The sequence below is a fragment of the Oxalobacteraceae sp. CFBP 8761 genome (assembly GCA_014841595.1).
Lineage (GTDB): Bacteria > Pseudomonadota > Gammaproteobacteria > Burkholderiales > Burkholderiaceae_D > Telluria.
Genome location: JACYUE010000001.1, coordinates 812,706 through 827,603 on the forward strand (window position 1 = coordinate 812,706; position 14,898 = coordinate 827,603).

Sequence of the window (14,898 nt, forward strand, 5' to 3'; positions counted from 1 at the left end):
GAGATGACCATGACCTTACGCCTCGGCGATACCGCCCCCGATTTCGAACAAGACTCCAGCATTGGCAAGATCCGTTTCCACGAATGGGCAGGCGACTCGTGGGTCGTGCTGTTTTCGCACCCGGCCGACTTCACGCCGGTCTGCACCACCGAACTGGGCCTGACCGCCAAGCTCAAGCCTGAATTCGACAAGCGCAATGTCAAGGCGATCGCGCTGTCGGTCGACGCGGCCGAACAGCATCGCGACTGGATCCGCGACATCGAAGAAACCCAGCAAACTGTGGTGGGCTTCCCGATCATCGCCGATGCCGACCGCTCGGTCTCGACGCTGTACGACATGATCCACCCGGAACAGTCGGCCACTGCCACCGTGCGTTCGCTGTTCATCATCGATCCGAACAAGAAAGTGCGCCTGACCATCACCTACCCGATGAGCACCGGCCGCAACTTCGACGAAGTGCTGCGCGTGATCGACGCCCTGCAACTGACCGACGGCTACACGGTCGCCACGCCGGGCAACTGGAAAGATGGCGACGACGTCATCATTCCGCTGACCGTGACCGATCCTGACGTGATCAAGCAAAAGTATCCAAAGGGCTTTGAAGCGCCGCGTCCGTATCTGCGCATGACGCCGCAGCCGAACAAGTAAGCATCTCTTTGCGGTGCCAGAACGGTGGATTGGGCAATTGCCTGACCACCGTTTTTTTATTGTACCTACGAATTTTTACGCATATCGCCATGCAAGCGCTGCACGTCTACATAGCGTTTCGTGTCTATACAAATAAGGATTGCTTCGTTTGCGTTATAAAGTTCACGTGAGAATATAAGCGTCCGATAGAAGAATTTGTAATAAGGACTCGCATGACATCGCTTGCCATGCCAGGCAGCACGGCAGCGTCGAAGTCGTCGAAAGCACCGGGCCGGGTCATTCCCGGCTTTGGCATTTCGCTCGGCTTTACGCTGTTTTACCTGGCGCTGATCGTTCTCATCCCGCTGTCGGCGGTGTTCCTCAATACCTTCAGCATGACCTGGGCCGAGTTCTGGGCCACCGTCACGTCCGATCGCGTCATGGCGTCCTATCGCCTCAGCTTTGGCGCGTCGCTGATCGCAGCCGCCCTGAACGTCGTGTTCGGCGGCATCGTCGCCTGGGTTCTGGTGCGTTATAAATTTCCCGGCAAGCGCTTCATCGATGCGCTGGTCGATTTGCCGTTCGCGCTGCCCACCGCCGTGGCCGGCATCACGCTGACTGCCCTGTATGCGCAGAATGGCTGGATCGGCCAGTACCTGGCCACATGGGGCATCAAGGTTGCGTTCACGCCGCTGGGCGTCGTGGTCGCGCTGACCTTCATCGGTCTGCCATTCGTCGTGCGCACGGTGCAGCCGGTGCTTGAAGAAGCCGAACGCGAGCTCGAAGAAGCCGCTGCCAGCCTGGGCGCGCCGCCGCTGCAGACGTTTACCCGCGTGGTGCTGCCAACGATCGTGCCGGCGCTGCTGACCGGCTTTGCGCTGGCCTTTGCGCGCGCCACCGGCGAATACGGCTCGGTCATCTTCATCGCCGGCAACCTGCCGATGGTGTCCGAGATCACGCCGCTGCTCATCATCTCCAAACTCGAACAGTACGATTACGCCGGTGCCACCGCGATTGCCGTCGTGATGCTGGTGTTTTCGTTCATCCTGCTGCTGACGATCAATCTGCTGCAGGCCTGGACACGCAAACGGGCAGGCAAATCATGAGCGCCGTTCTGGATAAAGCCACGCCGCCACGCCCACCGGCGGCCCGGGGCAAGCGCCTCGACACGAGCGTGCTCGAGCCGCGCTGGGTCAGCTATGTGCTGATTGCCATTGCGCTGGTGTTTCTCACGCTGTTCCTGTTCATCCCGCTCGCGGCGGTGTTTACCGAAGCGCTCAAGAAGGGCTGGGAAGTGTATGTCGAGTCGGTCATCGATCCGGATGCGATCTCGGCCATCAAGCTCACGCTGATCGCCGCCGTGATCTCGGTGCCACTGAACCTCGTGTTCGGCGTGGCCGCCGCCTGGGCGATCACCAAGTTCGAGTTCCGTGGCAAGAGCATCCTGCTCACGCTGATCGACCTGCCGTTCTCGATCTCGCCCGTGATCGCGGGCCTGATGTACGTGCTGCTGTTTGGCGCGTCGGGCTGGTTCGGTCCGTGGCTGGCCGAGCACGACATCAAGATCCTGTTCGCGGTGCCGGGCATCGTGCTGGCCACCGTGTTCATCACGTTCCCGTTCGTGGCGCGCGAGCTGATTCCGCTGATGCAGCAGCAGGGCACCGAAGAAGAAGAAGCGGCGCTGGTGCTGGGGGCGTCGGGCTGGTCGACGTTCTGGCGCGTGACGATGCCGAACATCAAATGGGGCCTGCTGTATGGCGTGATTCTGTGTAACGCCCGTGCGATGGGCGAGTTCGGCGCCGTCTCGGTGGTCTCGGGCCACATCCGCGGCGAGACCAACACGATGCCGCTGCACGTCGAGATCCTCTACAACGAATACAACTTCACGGCCGCTTTTGCTGTGGCGTCGCTGCTGGCGCTGCTCGCGCTGGTGACGCTGGCCATCAAGTCCTTTATCGAATGGCGTCTGCACCAGGCCAAGTCGGCCTCGCTGGACGCCCCTCACTGAATATACGCCGGAGCCACGCATGACGATTGAAGTCCAACATATCCGTAAAAATTTCGGCCAGTTCAAGGCGCTCGACGACGTGTCGCTGCAGTTCCCGGACGGCGAACTGACCGCCTTGCTCGGTCCGTCGGGCTGCGGCAAGACCACGCTGCTGCGCATCATCGCGGGCCTGGAATACCCGGACTCGGGCACCGTGCTGCTCGATGGCCAGGATTCGTCGCACCGCCACGTGCGCGAGCGCCAGGTCGGCTTCGTGTTCCAGCACTACGCGCTGTTCAAGCACATGACCGTGTTCGAAAACGTCGCGTTCGGCCTGCGTGTGAAACCGCGCAGCGAGCGCCCGAGCGAAGACCAGATCCGCGACAAGGTCAAAAAGCTGCTCGAACTGGTGCAGCTCGACTGGATTGCCGACCGCTATCCGCCGCAGCTGTCGGGGGGCCAGCGGCAGCGCATCGCCCTGGCGCGCGCGCTGGCCGTCGAGCCGCGCGTGCTGCTGCTCGACGAGCCGTTCGGCGCGCTCGACGCCAAGGTGCGCAAGGAACTGCGCCGCTGGCTGCGCCGCCTGCACGACGACCTGCACGTGACGTCGATCTTCGTCACGCACGATCAGGAAGAAGCGCTCGAAGTGGCCGACCAGGTGGTCCTGATGAACAAGGGCCGCGTCGAGCAATTGGGCAGCCCCGACCAGGTCTATAACCATCCGGCGTCGCCGTTCGTCTACGGCTTCCTGGGCAACGTCAACCTGTTCCACGGCCGCATCCACGAAGGCGTGCTGGCCAGCGGCGACGTCAACTTCCAGGCGCCGCAGCACATCGATGTGCGCGACGGCGCCGGCATCGGTTACGTGCGCCCGCACGATCTGGATGTCGAGCGCTACACCCCGGGCGCCGCAGGCGTCGTGGCCAAGCTGCGCCGCGCACATGCGATCGGACCGCTGGCCCAGCTCGATCTGGAGCGCGCCGACAATGGCCAGATGATCGAAGCGGTGCTGCCGAACGAACGCTTCGCCAGCCTTGGCCTGAAAGAGGGCGACACGCTGGTGGTGCGCCCGCGCCGGATCGAAGTGTTCGTCGATCACGGAAGCGCCGCATGAACTTCCAGCAGCTGCGCTCGGTGCGCGAAGCGGCCCGGCGCGACTTCAACCTGACCGACGTGGCCAATGCCCTGTTCACGTCGCAACCGGGCGTGTCGCGCCAGATCCGCGAACTCGAAGATGAGCTGGGCGTCGTGATTTTCGAGCGCAACGGCAAGCGCCTGACAGGCCTGACGCCGCCCGGCAAGGGCATCCTGCGCATCGTCGAAAAGCTGCTGGTCGAAGCCGAGAACCTGCAGCAGGCCAGCCGCGAATTCGCCGGCCAGGACAGCGGCACGCTGACGGTGGCCGTGACTCACACGCAGGCTCGTTACGCGCTGCCGCAGGTGGTGCAATCGTTTCGCGCCGCGTTCCCCAATGTGCGCATCGCCTTGCAGCAAAGCGCGCCGGAACACATCGCGGAATGGGTCGCCTCAGGCAAGGCCGATATCGGTATCGCGACCGAAGGCCTGTCGGCGTTTCCCGACCTGGTGTCGTTCCCGTGCTACCGCTGGAGCCACGTGATCGTGGCGCCGGAAGGCCATCCGATCTTTGCCAGCGGCTCGCCGCTGCGCCTGGAAGACCTGGCCGAGCATCCGCTCATCACGTACGACCAGGGCTTTACGGGCCGCAGCCATATCGATGCGGCCTTCCTTGAAGCCGGGCTGGCGCCGGACATCGTGCTCACGGCGATGGATTCGGACGTGATCAAGCAGTACGTGTCTCTGGGGATGGGCGTGGGAATCGTGGCGTCGATGGCCTTTGACCATGGCCGCGACAAGGGCCTGCGCGCGATCGAGGCATCGCACCTGTTCGCGCAGAACGTGACGCGCCTGGCGGTGCGGCGCGGCTCGTACCTGCGCTCTTACGCGTTTCACTTCATCGAGCGCTTCGCGCAAGGCTATACGCGGGCCGATATCGAAAAGGCGATTGCGACTGCGGAATAGGGTGGTGCTGCCGGCACGCCACACTGGCGCGCCGGCCGGGTTTACTTCTTCTTTTGTTCGCGCAGCGCGTCCGCGCAATCACGCACCAGGCCCGGCCCGGCGTAGATCAAGCCACTGTACAACTGCACCAGCTTGGCGCCGGCCGCGATTTTTGCACGTGCATCGGCGCCGCGCATGATGCCGCCCACGCCGATGATCGGGATGTCGTCGCGCAGCTCGGTCTTGAGCGCGCGGATCACGATGTTCGACTGCTCGAACACGGGCGCGCCCGACAGGCCGCCTGCTTGCTGCGCGTGCTTCATGCCCTCGACATCGCGCCGGTTGAGCGTGGTATTGGTCGCGATGACGCCGTCGATCTTGTGGCGCAGCAGGGCGCCGGCAATATCGCGGATCTGGTCGCCGTCGACGTCCGGTGCAATCTTGAGCGTAAGCGGCACGTAGTGGCCGTGCTGGTCGGCCAGGCGTATCTGCTCCTGCTTGAGCTGCGACAGCAGGGCGTCGAGTTCGGACGCGCCCTGCAACTGGCGCAGGTTCTGCGTGTTTGGCGACGAGATATTGACCGTCACGTAGCTGGCATACGGGTACACCTTGCGCAGGCATTCGAGGTAGTCGTCGGCGGCCCGCTCAATGGGCGTATCGGCGTTCTTGCCGATGTTCAGCCCCAGGACTCCCTGCTTTTCCTGGAAAAAGCGCGACGCCTGCACATTGGCCACGAACGCGTCGACGCCGCCATTGTTGAAGCCCATGCGATTGATGATGCCGCGCGCACGCGGCAGCCGGAACATGCGCGGTTTCGGATTGCCGGCCTGGCCGCGCGGCGTGACCGTGCCGATTTCAATGGAGCCGAAGCCCAGTGCCGCCAGGCCATCGATATACGCGCCATCCTTGTCCAACCCGGCGGCCAGGCCGACAGGGTTGGGAAACGTGATACCCATGACGGTGCGCGGATCGGGCCGTGGTTTCCGGAATGCGCCTGTCAGGCCAAGCGCAGCTGCGCGACGCAGCATGGGCAAGGTCAGGTTGTGCGCCGCTTCGGGATCGAGCGAGAACAATGCGGGACGAACGAGGGTATACAGAATTTTGTCTGGCATGGGGTACTCGGTTGACGTATCCCCATCATTCTAACGTGCGGCGAGGGGACGTACGTAACGAAGTATCAAGGCAATTGTTAGCGGTTGTGTCCGCGGACCCGGCACGCAACAGGTTCAGGCGTCCAGAACGCCCCATTGTCCGTCGATGCGTGCTTCGAGTGGTCGGAAGTTGATCTTGTAGGCCATCTTGGGGCTTTGCGCGATCCAGTAGCCCAGATACACATGCGACAACCCGAGTTCGTGCGCCTGGTTCACCTGCCACAGAATGTTGTAGGTGCCATACGACGCGTTCTCGACATCCGGATCGAAGAAGGTGTACACCGACGACAGGCCGTCGGACAGCACGTCGATGATCGACACCATGCGCAAGGTGCCATCGGGCTCGCGAAATTCAACCAGGCGCGTATTGACGCGGCTTTGCAGCAAAAACTGCGCGTACTGGTCGCGGCTGTCCTGGTCCATGCCACCGCCCACGTGGCGCGTGGTCTGGTAGCGCAGGTAGAGTGCGTAGTGCTCGTCCGAAAACGCCAGGTTGGCGACCATCGCGACCAGGTTGCCATGGCGCTTCCAGGCGCGGCGCTGGGTGCGGTTGGGGGTGAAGTCGGCACATTTGACGCGCACCGGGATGCAGGCCTGGCAACCATCGCAATACGGGCGGTAGGTGAAGATGCCGCTGCGCCGGAAGCCATTTCTGACCAGCTCGGAATACACATCGGCATTGATCAGGTGCGAGGGCGTCGCGACCTGCGAGCGCGCCTGGCGTGCATCGAGATAGCTGCACGGGTAGGGCGCCGTGGTGTAGAACTGCAGCGTGGCAAAGGGCAGGTCGTGTAGGTGCGTCATGCAAGGAGCTCTCGGGACGACGTGGGGTTGCCGCCTATTCTAGCGAAAACCGCGCTGCGATTCCGTTAGCCAGGCAACGGTGCCGCCACTGTCCATGACCCGATGCCCGGCCTGGCGGTCGCGCGGTGGACGTGCTCGAGAAAGCGGCTGCGCGGGATCGGCGCCGCGCCGAGCGAAGCCAGGTGGCCGGTCTCCTGCTGGCAATCGACCATCTCGACGCCATGGCGCTGCAAAAACGCCACCAGATAGGCCAGCGCGACCTTGGATGCATCGGACACGCGCGCAAACATCGATTCGCCATAGAACATGCGGCCGATGCACACGCCATACGCGCCGCCCACCAGTTCGCCGTCGAGCCAGACTTCGGCCGAGTGCGCGTAACCCAGCGTGTGCAGGCCCGTGTAGCCGGCGATGATCTCATCCGAAATCCAGGTGCCTGGCCCGTCGCGCCGCGGGGCAGCGCAGGCGCGCATCACGTCGTCGAACGCGCTGTCGAAGCGCACGTCCCAGCGCCCGCCATCGAGGCGGCTGCGCTCGATCTTGCGCAGCGTTTTTGCCAGGCTGTTACTGACCTTGAACTGGTCGGTGTAGAGCACCATGCGCGGATCGGTGCTCCACCACAGGATCGGCTGGCCTTCGGAAAACCACGGGAAGATGCCGTTGCGGTAGGCCTGCAGCAGGCGCGCCGGCGACAGGTCTGCGCCGGCCGCCAGCAGGCCCGGTGCTTCAACGGTCAATGCCTTCGACACGTCGGGGAACGGCGTATCGATGTCGAGCCAGGGGATCATGTCAGTCCGGTTCGCGTGGGGCCATCATGGGGCGGTTGACGGCCACGCTGTGAAAGCCGAAGTCGCCACCCTCGCGCACTTTGATCCGGTCGGCAAAGAACAGTTCCAGCGTCGTGCGGATCGTGGGGAAGGCCAAATCGTCCCAAGGGATGGTGGCTTCGGTGAACAATTGCACGTCCAGGCTTTCAATGCCCGCCGCATAGTCGAGGTCACGCAGGCGCGCCAGGTAGAACAGGTGGACCTGGTGCACGTGGGCGACGTTCAGCAGCGAAAACAGCGGGCCAAGTTCGATATTGGCACCGGCTTCTTCTTCGGTCTCGCGCTGCGCCGCCTGTTCGGTGGTTTCTTCGTTTTCCATGAATCCGGCCGGCAGCGTCCAGTAGCCGTAGCGCGGCTCGATCGCGCGCTTGCACAGCAAGATCTGGAGTTCGCCATCACGTTCCCATACGGGAATCGAACCGACGACCAGCTTCGGGTTCTGGTAATGGATCGTGTTGCAGTGCGTGCACACGTAGCGCGGCCGGTTGTCGCCTTCGGGAATCGCCAGCACGACAGGGTGGGCGCACTCGGAGCAGAATTTCATGGTGGATAGGGCAGGTTGGTCGTGGCAATACTGTACACCGAATGCGGCGTCGACAGGGGCAGGGGGCGCGTTCGCAGCTGGCGCCCGCGCGCTCCACCGAGATATAAGTTTCTTCAATAAGCCATGCAATGAGGATTGGATTTGCTAAATGACGCGTGGGGGCGTATAATTCATTTCACAGACGCGGGGTGGAGCAGTCTGGCAGCTCGTCGGGCTCATAACCCGAAGGTCACAGGTTCAAATCCTGTCCCCGCAACCAAGATTAGAGGCCGTTGATTCGAAAGAATCAGCGGCTTTTCGTTTTTCTGACGTCGTTCCAAGGGCTTTTGCTTGGCTGTAACGGCCTCGATCCAGCGCAACGTCACGCGCCTCTGCTGCAATGCACGGCAGCTTGCCAGGTCCAACTTGCAACGGACGACAAGTCAGGGGCAAGCCATGATCGATGTAGACGACATCAACCAATCCTGGGGCTGGGTCGGCATGAGCGCGGTCGAAGTGCTCGGCGCCAATGCCTTCGGCAATCTCATCATCCGCGACGAGGATGACCGGTTCTGGTGCCTGCGCCCGCACGAACTGTGCTGCGAGCCGCTGGCCAGCAACCGCGCCGCGCTCGATGCGCTGTCGTACAACCAGGATTTTCTCAACGACTGGTACATGCCCGAGGCAGTGTGCCTGGCCGAAGCCGCGCTGGGGCCGCTCACCGACGGGCGTACCTACTGCCTGAAGATTCCCAGTGCGCTCGGCGGCAAGTACGGGTGCGATAACCTGGCCACCGTACCACTGGCGGCGTTGATCCGGTTTTCGGGGGAGGGCGCGCAGCAGTTTGATGGGCTGCCGCGCTGGAATTAGCTCTGCCTGACTGTATTCTTCATCCTGCCTTCGGCCAGGCAAGTGCGCAAACAACTGGAAGAACGGCCGCAGTGCAGATGCGGCCGCCCAAAACTGGGTTAATCGTCGTTTACTTCTGAATCTGTATCCTGATCGCCCTGATACCGTTCATTGTTCGGATTGAGTTGCTCCGAACGATTGTCCTGGCTTGCATCGTAGGCATTGTTGTTTGGGTTCAGATTATCACTGCGGTCATCGTTCGGTGTTCGTCCCATGATCTTCTCCTGAATTGGCCAGAAAATACCGGCATGCTTCATTTTGCGCGACAGCGGTTTTGCATGTCGCACTTGTCAGCACCGGTCTTAATCTACGCTGCGTGATTCACTGAAGAAAAAGTTCATTGCCCATCGAACGCACCAATCTGATACCGTAATTGCGTGCCATTTCTTCCATTATGTAGAAAATTCGAAGATGGTTAAATATGCGGTTGTGGTTGATAAGCAGACTCTTGTGCGCAATAAGATGGTCAAGCGCCGCCGGCGTTGGCGAAATCCGTTGAGACAACGAGAGTGAACCATATCGCTGCACATACGGTGGAATGAGATTTTCTGGCAATTCCTTGCTCGACGACTGCATCAGCCCGGCAGCAAACAGCTCGCAATCGGACCAGCTTTGACGGTGCACTTCAAGACTTCCGTCCAGGTGAGTCAGGCGCGGATGCTCGATATGGACGAACCAGCTTGCCGGAATCGAGCGCGTAATGACACCAGAGCGCCAACGGTTCCACACCAGCTCGGCCTGATCTTCGAGAAGTGCCAAAGGCACACGTTGTTCAACGGGATAGCTGCCGTCAAACACGTAATCCTCATCGGCCAGCAGTTCGCAGTCTTCCTGAAGTTCGATTGTGATTACCAGCGGAAATGCCATCGGTGCAGCAGGCAGCACCAGCTTGCGGATATCTGCTGGAGCGACCACGGAACAGATTGCCGCCTTGATCATTTCTGGTTCATGCATATAACCAGCGATTTCGGCCGCGAAGTTCGCATACGCGCCAAAATAGGCGGTTAATTCTCCCACATAGACACCTTGAGTCTCCGGTGCAAGTTCGATCGTTGACCGGTCATCATTACGCTGCGCATTCGGGATCAACCCAGTTTCAAGGATGCTCCGGATTCGCGCGAGCGAAGTACCATGCTTGATCAGAGTGCCTTTTTTCAAAACGAACTTCGCCATATTAATACCTGTTACCCCATCGAATTATAGGATGACGAGAATATGTACCTCGTCAGCTTGGCTGGTTGAATCGCGCCAGCACGTGGGACACATTATGTCCATCAAATTCAATAAGGAAACTTATGTTGCATTAGGGGCGTGGCATGCGCTGATTGGTAGCATCTGGTGGTACTGCCCGGGGGAGACTGATGAACGTGCGCGCGACGAGTTCGTGAAGCCGTATAGCCTTGGTCAAGTCTCAGGCTTTTTATTCCCAAGACCTGCTGGCGATGTTGTCAGGGGCTTGAAGCCGGTCAATTCGCAGCCTGCGTGTCGGCCAGACTCGCCCACAGGTAGGCCGCTGCCATCGTGCGGTGCGGCGCGTAGCGCGCCAGCATGCGCTCGGCGTCCGCGACGGTTGGCCGGGCTGCGCTGCCAGAGAGCTTGTGCAGCGCGGCGCGTACGGCGACGTCGCCTTCCAGCGAGCAATCCGGATAGCCATAGCCGCGCAGCAGCACGTAATTGACGGTCCAGGGGCCGATGCCCTTGATGGCCAGCAGTGTTTCGCTGACCTCGGCGCTTGCCGAGCCAGAAATATCCTCCACGCCAGCGTGCCGTTCAAGCACCAGGCTGCCATCGACCACCATGCGCGCCACGCGCAGGATCGTCTCGGCCTTGGCATTTGAAAACTTGCGGCCCGTGAGTTCGCCGATGTCGAGCCGTGCCACATCGGGCGCCTCCGGATAGCACCACAAGCCGGACGAATGCGCGCGGCCCGCCAGTTGGATCAGCGTGCGGCGCAGCGCGATGGCAAATGTCAGGTTGATCTGCTGGCCGATGATGGCCCAGGTCAGCGCCTCGAAGATCGTGGCCGACTGCACGATGCGCAGGCCCGGCTGGCGCGCCACGACCGGCCCCAGCCATGGATCGGCCAGGACGGCTGCGCCGAATGCTGTCGGATCGATCCGCAGGCCGAGCACGTTCAGCAGCGCCTCGTGCGCCTGCGCCTCCAGGGCTGGCGTGACCGGCCCGTCGAACGTCACGCGGCAGTGCGCTGCGCCGTCCTCGAACCGGATGGCGAACAGCGTCGGCACGCCACCGAGCAGCACGCCCTTGCGCAAGCCATCGGCGTCGACCTGCTCGGCCACGCGTTCAGGATCGCGGCCGTGAAATGCTAGCACGTCGGCGACGCGGTAGCCGGGCGGCAGGGCGATCGCATTGGATGCAGTCATCAAATTCCCGTTGGCGCCGGCACGCGCCGCCAGGTTGGCTTGAATCCGGTCACCAGCGCCGTGCCGAGCAGGACGATCGCCGAACCGGCGATCGTGTGCCAGCCGATCACCTCATGCAGGAACAGCGAGCCCCACAGGATGCCGAACACGGGGCTGAGGAACGTGACGGTCAGCGCCGACGTGGCGCCGACATCCTCGATCAGCTTGAAATAGACGATGTAGGCGATGCCGCTGCAGACCACGCCCAGCGTCACCACGGCAGCCATGATGCCAGCGGTCGGCTCGCCCGGCGCCGGGAAGAACGCGACGAGCGGCAGCACCAGCAGGGCCGAGGCCCACATCGAGCCATGCGCATTGGCGAATGGCGCCACGCCGCCCTTGCTGGCAGCGGCCGACTTCGTGTACTGGCTGGCGACGCTGTAGCTGAACGCGGCGATCAACGCTGCAGCCACGGCCAGGCCTGCACCGGGCCGCTCGGCCACGTGATCGAAGCCGACCAGCAGCGCGACGCCGGCGGTGCCCAGCAGCAGGCCGAGGGCGCTGCGCCGCGTGACCTGCTGGCGCGCCCACACGGCGCCGACGAGCGCGCCCCACATCGGCGCGGTGGCGTTGAGCACCGCCAGCACCGACGCCGACAGCGTGCGCGCCGCAAACGCGAACAGCAGGAAGGGCAGAGCAGAGTTGAACAGGCCCAGGATCAGGTAATGCTGCCAGTGGCGCCGCACGTTCAGCGGCGCGCCGCGCCCGCGCAGATGCAGCACCCAGCTCACCAGCGCAAGAAACACGGCCGCCAGTGCGAGCCGGTATTCGATCAGCACGGCCGGGCCGAGCACCGGCGCGGCGATGCGCATGAAGAGGAAGGAGCCGCCCCAGATGGCGGCCAGCGCAACGAGGCGCAGCATGTTCGCGGTGTTCATGAGGTCGAAAAAAAATGGCCAGTTGTCAGGCTGACCATTGTGGCAGGGCCGGCATCAATGTGCCAGCCGCTTCTTGCCATCGATACCCGTGCGTCAGGCGGCGCTGGCGAGTGTCAGCGCGGCCGCATGCGGCATGAGTAGGGTCTGTGGCACCGCGTTCTTCACTGCCGTCATTTCGGCCATGATCGAGACCGCGATTTCAGCCGGCGTCTTGCTGCCGATGTACAGGCCGATCGGCCCATGCAGGCGCGCGAGTTCCACATCGGTCAGATCGAACAGCTTGAGACGCTCGCGCCGCTTGGCGTTGTTGGCGCGCGAGCCGATCGCGCCGACGTAGAAGGCTTCGGACTTGAGCGCTTCCATCAGCGCCAGGTCGTCCAGTTTCGGGTCGTGCGTGAGCGCCACCACGGCGCTGCGCGCATCGAGCTTGGCGTCGATCACCAGATCGTCGGGCATCGCATGCACCAGCGTTACGCCGGGGATGTGAAAGCCGCTGCGGTATTCTTCGCGCGGGTCGCACACGGTGACGCGGTAATCCATGCCGGCGGCGATCTGCGCCAGGAAGCGCGACAGCGGGCCGGCGCCGATGATGTACAGGCGCCAGCGCGGACCGTGCAGCGTGTGCAGCACGCCATCCTCGACGCGCTGGATGGCGGTGGCCTGCGCCGTGGACAGCGTGACGGCGCCGGTATCCAGCTGCACGCTGCGCTCGACCAGTTCACCCTCGCCGAGACGCGCGAGCAGCTCCTTGATGCCGCTGTCGACCGACAGCGGTTCGATGGCCAGCTCGATGGTGCCGCCGCAGGGCAGGCCGAAGCGGTGCGCTTCGTCGGCGCTGATGCCGTAGCTGATGATGTCGGGGAGGGTGATTTCGATGCCGTTGTCGCGCACGCGGGCGATCAGGTCGTCTTCGATGCAGCCGCCGGAGACCGAGCCGACCACCTGGCCATCTTCGCAGATGGCCAGCGTGGCGCCCACCGGGCGTGGGCTGGAACCCCAGGTCTTGATGACCGTGACCAGCTGGCAGCGCTGGCCGCCGTCAAGCCAGGCGGCGCAGGTTTTCAGTACGTCGAGGTCGATGCTGTCCATGGTGTTCGTGTCGCCGGGGCGGGTGAATAAGATGGACAATCATACAAAAAAAGCGCCGCACGTGTCGGCGCGCAGGCCAGCCGTCAAGGCACCAGCGGTTTCTTGGCGCTTTGCTTGGCCTTGACTTCCGCCACGGCCTTGTCGATCGCCGCCACGCGCATTGGCATGGCTGGGTGGTTCGCCGTGTAGCCATTGAGGATCTTGGCCGGGTAGGTCGCCGCCAGCCGCTTCCAGAATGCGGACGCACCCTCGTAACGGTAACCGGCGCGCGCCAGCAGGTAGACCGCAAGGCGGTCGGCCGCCACGTCGTCGGCCGCCGGCGTCGCCCTGATGCCGCCGCTGCCGATGAGCATCGAGGTATCCGGCGTGATGGCGGTGAGGTTGTCGATGATGCTGCCGATGGTGGCCGCATTGCGCTGCGTGGCCGCGTGGCCCAGCATATTGTGCGCCATCGTGCGCGCCACCACGTACGCCAGTTCGTCGTCGTTCTGGGCGAAGCCCAGCATGCCGCGCGTGACCATCACGCGGCTGCCGTCGGCGTACGCGTTGATGTTGTCGGCGTTGCCCAGCTCAATGGCGAAAGCGCAGGCGCGCGTGACGGGAATGGTCAGGTCGCGCGGCTTGCCGCTGCGCTCGATCGATAGTGGCAGGCTGGCCTGCTTGGCCATGATCGGGCCGAACACGGCGCCGGCCTTGCTCAGGGCATTCGGCCCCACCGGGAGCGGCGTGCCAGCGGCGGCCAGCAGGCGGTCGCCCTGACGCAGGCCGGCCTTGGCTGCGCCGCTGCCGTTCAGGACATTCGTGACCTGCAGGTGCTCGTCCATGCCCAGCACCACCCACGCTGCCTCGTTGTACTGGCCCGGATAGGTGTAGCGGTTCTTCGCGGTGAAGCCCAGCAGGTTGCGCGCGTGCTTGGTGCACAGCGCGGCATTGTCGATCAGGAGGGGGGCGGCGACGCGGTACAGGCGGTCGTGTTGCGTTGCCATGCGCTGGAGTACCTCGGCGGCAGCGGCCATCTGCGGCGTGACCTCGGGCTTGCCCGACGCCTGTTCGACCGGCACGGCGCCCGGTTCGGTCGACGATTGCATTGGCCCCGGCGTGCTGCAGGCAGCGAGCAGCGCTGCCGTGGCGACGATCAATGCCGGGGAAGTGAATCGGTGCAGACGCTGGATGCGCATCAGGGTGCTCCTCATGGTTTGTTATTGTTTGCCGGTGCTGCCGAAGCCACCGACGCCACGGTCGCTCGACGCGAAGTCGGTCACCACGTTGAAAGCCACTTGCAATACCGGCACGATGATCAGCTGCGCGAGCCGATCCATTGGTTGCAGCACGAAGGCGGTGCTGCTGCGATTCCAGGTAGAGACCATCAGCTGGCCCTGGTAATCGGAGTCGATCAAGCCTACCAGATTGCCCAGCACGATGCCGCTCTTGTGGCCAAGGCCACTGCGCGGCAGGATCATCGCGGCGTAACCCGGATCGCCGATATGGATCGCCAGACCGGTGGGCACCAGCACGGTTTCGCCCGGCGCGATGGTCAATGGCGCATCGAGGCAGGCGCGCAAGTCGAGGCCGGCGCTGCCCGGCGTGGCGTAGGCCGGCAGCAGGTCCTGCATGCGCGGGTCGAGGATTTTGAGGTCGATATGTTTCATTGCAATTTCTGG

The 14,898-nt window shown here is 63.2% G+C and carries 17 protein-coding genes and 1 tRNA gene; 7 read left to right on the plus strand and 11 right to left on the minus strand.

The genetic code is table 11. The annotated features are described in order from the left end of the window. Window positions 1–9: 9 nt before the first annotated feature. From IFU00_03620 to IFU00_03640, 5 genes are all read left to right on the plus strand, one after another. Window positions 10–648 carry a peroxiredoxin gene (locus tag IFU00_03620; GenBank protein MBD8541368.1) on the plus strand — a complete coding sequence of 213 codons (639 nt, stop codon included), beginning with the start codon at window positions 10–12 and terminating at the stop codon, window positions 646–648. Window positions 649–860: 212 nt separating this feature from the next. Next, window positions 861–1,733 carry a sulfate ABC transporter permease subunit CysT gene (gene cysT, locus IFU00_03625; GenBank protein MBD8541369.1) on the plus strand — a complete coding sequence of 291 codons (873 nt, stop codon included), beginning with the start codon at window positions 861–863 and terminating at the stop codon, window positions 1,731–1,733. Next, window positions 1,730–2,635 carry a sulfate ABC transporter permease subunit CysW gene (cysW, locus tag IFU00_03630; protein MBD8541370.1) on the plus strand — a complete coding sequence of 302 codons (906 nt, stop codon included), beginning with the start codon at window positions 1,730–1,732 and terminating at the stop codon, window positions 2,633–2,635. The genes cysT and cysW overlap by 4 nt, the downstream gene beginning before the upstream one ends. A 19-nt stretch (window positions 2,636–2,654) precedes the next feature. After that, window positions 2,655–3,728, plus strand: coding sequence for a sulfate ABC transporter ATP-binding protein (locus IFU00_03635; protein ID MBD8541371.1), 1,074 nt, complete (start codon window positions 2,655–2,657; stop codon window positions 3,726–3,728). After that, on the plus strand, window positions 3,725–4,654 hold the full coding sequence (locus IFU00_03640) for a CysB family HTH-type transcriptional regulator (GenBank protein MBD8541372.1): 930 nt from the start codon (window positions 3,725–3,727) through the stop codon (window positions 4,652–4,654). Before IFU00_03635 ends, IFU00_03640 begins: the two co-directional genes overlap by 4 nt. Before the next feature lie 41 nt (window positions 4,655–4,695). On the opposite strand, the gene IFU00_03645 is transcribed toward IFU00_03640, so the two are convergent. From IFU00_03645 to IFU00_03660, 4 genes are all read right to left on the minus strand, one after another. Beyond that, window positions 4,696–5,745 carry a quinone-dependent dihydroorotate dehydrogenase gene (locus IFU00_03645; GenBank protein MBD8541373.1) on the minus strand — a complete coding sequence of 350 codons (1,050 nt, stop codon included), beginning with the start codon at window positions 5,743–5,745 and terminating at the stop codon, window positions 4,696–4,698. Window positions 5,746–5,859: 114 nt separating this feature from the next. Next, window positions 5,860–6,588: an arginyltransferase gene (locus IFU00_03650; GenBank protein ID MBD8541374.1), complete on the minus strand. Its 729-nt coding sequence runs from the start codon at window positions 6,586–6,588 to the stop codon at window positions 5,860–5,862. A 65-nt stretch (window positions 6,589–6,653) separates the two neighbouring features. Then, window positions 6,654–7,376 carry a leucyl/phenylalanyl-tRNA--protein transferase gene (locus IFU00_03655; GenBank protein MBD8541375.1) on the minus strand — a complete coding sequence of 241 codons (723 nt, stop codon included), beginning with the start codon at window positions 7,374–7,376 and terminating at the stop codon, window positions 6,654–6,656. A gap of 1 nt (window position 7,377) precedes the next feature. Then, window positions 7,378–7,959 (minus strand): NUDIX hydrolase, encoded by a 582-nt coding sequence (locus tag IFU00_03660; protein MBD8541376.1) that lies wholly within the window; start codon window positions 7,957–7,959, stop codon window positions 7,378–7,380. Between the two features lie 182 nt (window positions 7,960–8,141). Here IFU00_03660 and IFU00_03665 point away from each other — a divergent pair. Both IFU00_03665 and IFU00_03670 read left to right on the plus strand, forming a co-directional pair. Then, window positions 8,142–8,218, plus strand: a tRNA-Met gene (locus IFU00_03665). 176 nt (window positions 8,219–8,394) lie between these two features. After that, window positions 8,395–8,808 (plus strand): DUF1851 domain-containing protein, encoded by a 414-nt coding sequence (locus IFU00_03670; protein MBD8541377.1) that lies wholly within the window; start codon window positions 8,395–8,397, stop codon window positions 8,806–8,808. Window positions 8,809–8,906: 98 nt separating this feature from the next. Here IFU00_03670 and IFU00_03675 read toward each other — a convergent pair whose 3' ends face one another. The 7 genes from IFU00_03675 to dut form a co-directional block, all read right to left on the minus strand. Further along, complete coding sequence (locus IFU00_03675) at window positions 8,907–9,134, minus strand: hypothetical protein (protein MBD8541378.1); 228 nt, start codon at window positions 9,132–9,134, stop codon at window positions 8,907–8,909. Window positions 9,135–9,168: 34 nt separating this feature from the next. Then, entirely contained in the window at window positions 9,169–10,020 is an 852-nt protein-coding gene (locus IFU00_03680) for a hypothetical protein (GenBank protein ID MBD8541379.1), read from the minus strand. Window positions 10,021–10,313: 293 nt separating this feature from the next. After that, a complete protein-coding gene (locus tag IFU00_03685) occupies window positions 10,314–11,231 on the minus strand; it encodes a DNA-3-methyladenine glycosylase 2 (GenBank protein MBD8541380.1) in 918 nt (305 codons plus the stop codon). Beyond that, window positions 11,231–12,133 (minus strand): DMT family transporter, encoded by a 903-nt coding sequence (locus IFU00_03690; GenBank protein MBD8541381.1) that lies wholly within the window; start codon window positions 12,131–12,133, stop codon window positions 11,231–11,233. The genes IFU00_03685 and IFU00_03690 overlap by 1 nt, the downstream gene beginning before the upstream one ends. A gap of 108 nt (window positions 12,134–12,241) precedes the next feature. Beyond that, the gene (locus tag IFU00_03695) at window positions 12,242–13,237 is read right to left on the minus strand and encodes an XdhC family protein (protein MBD8541382.1); all 996 of its coding nucleotides are present in this window, start codon (window positions 13,235–13,237) and stop codon (window positions 12,242–12,244) included. Window positions 13,238–13,320: 83 nt separating this feature from the next. Further along, window positions 13,321–14,430, minus strand: a complete 1,110-nt coding sequence (locus tag IFU00_03700) for a peptidase M48 (protein MBD8541383.1) — start codon at window positions 14,428–14,430, stop codon at window positions 13,321–13,323. 6 nt (window positions 14,431–14,436) lie between these two features. Further along, window positions 14,437–14,886: a dUTP diphosphatase gene (gene dut, locus IFU00_03705; protein MBD8541384.1), complete on the minus strand. Its 450-nt coding sequence runs from the start codon at window positions 14,884–14,886 to the stop codon at window positions 14,437–14,439. Window positions 14,887–14,898 lie beyond the last annotated feature (12 nt).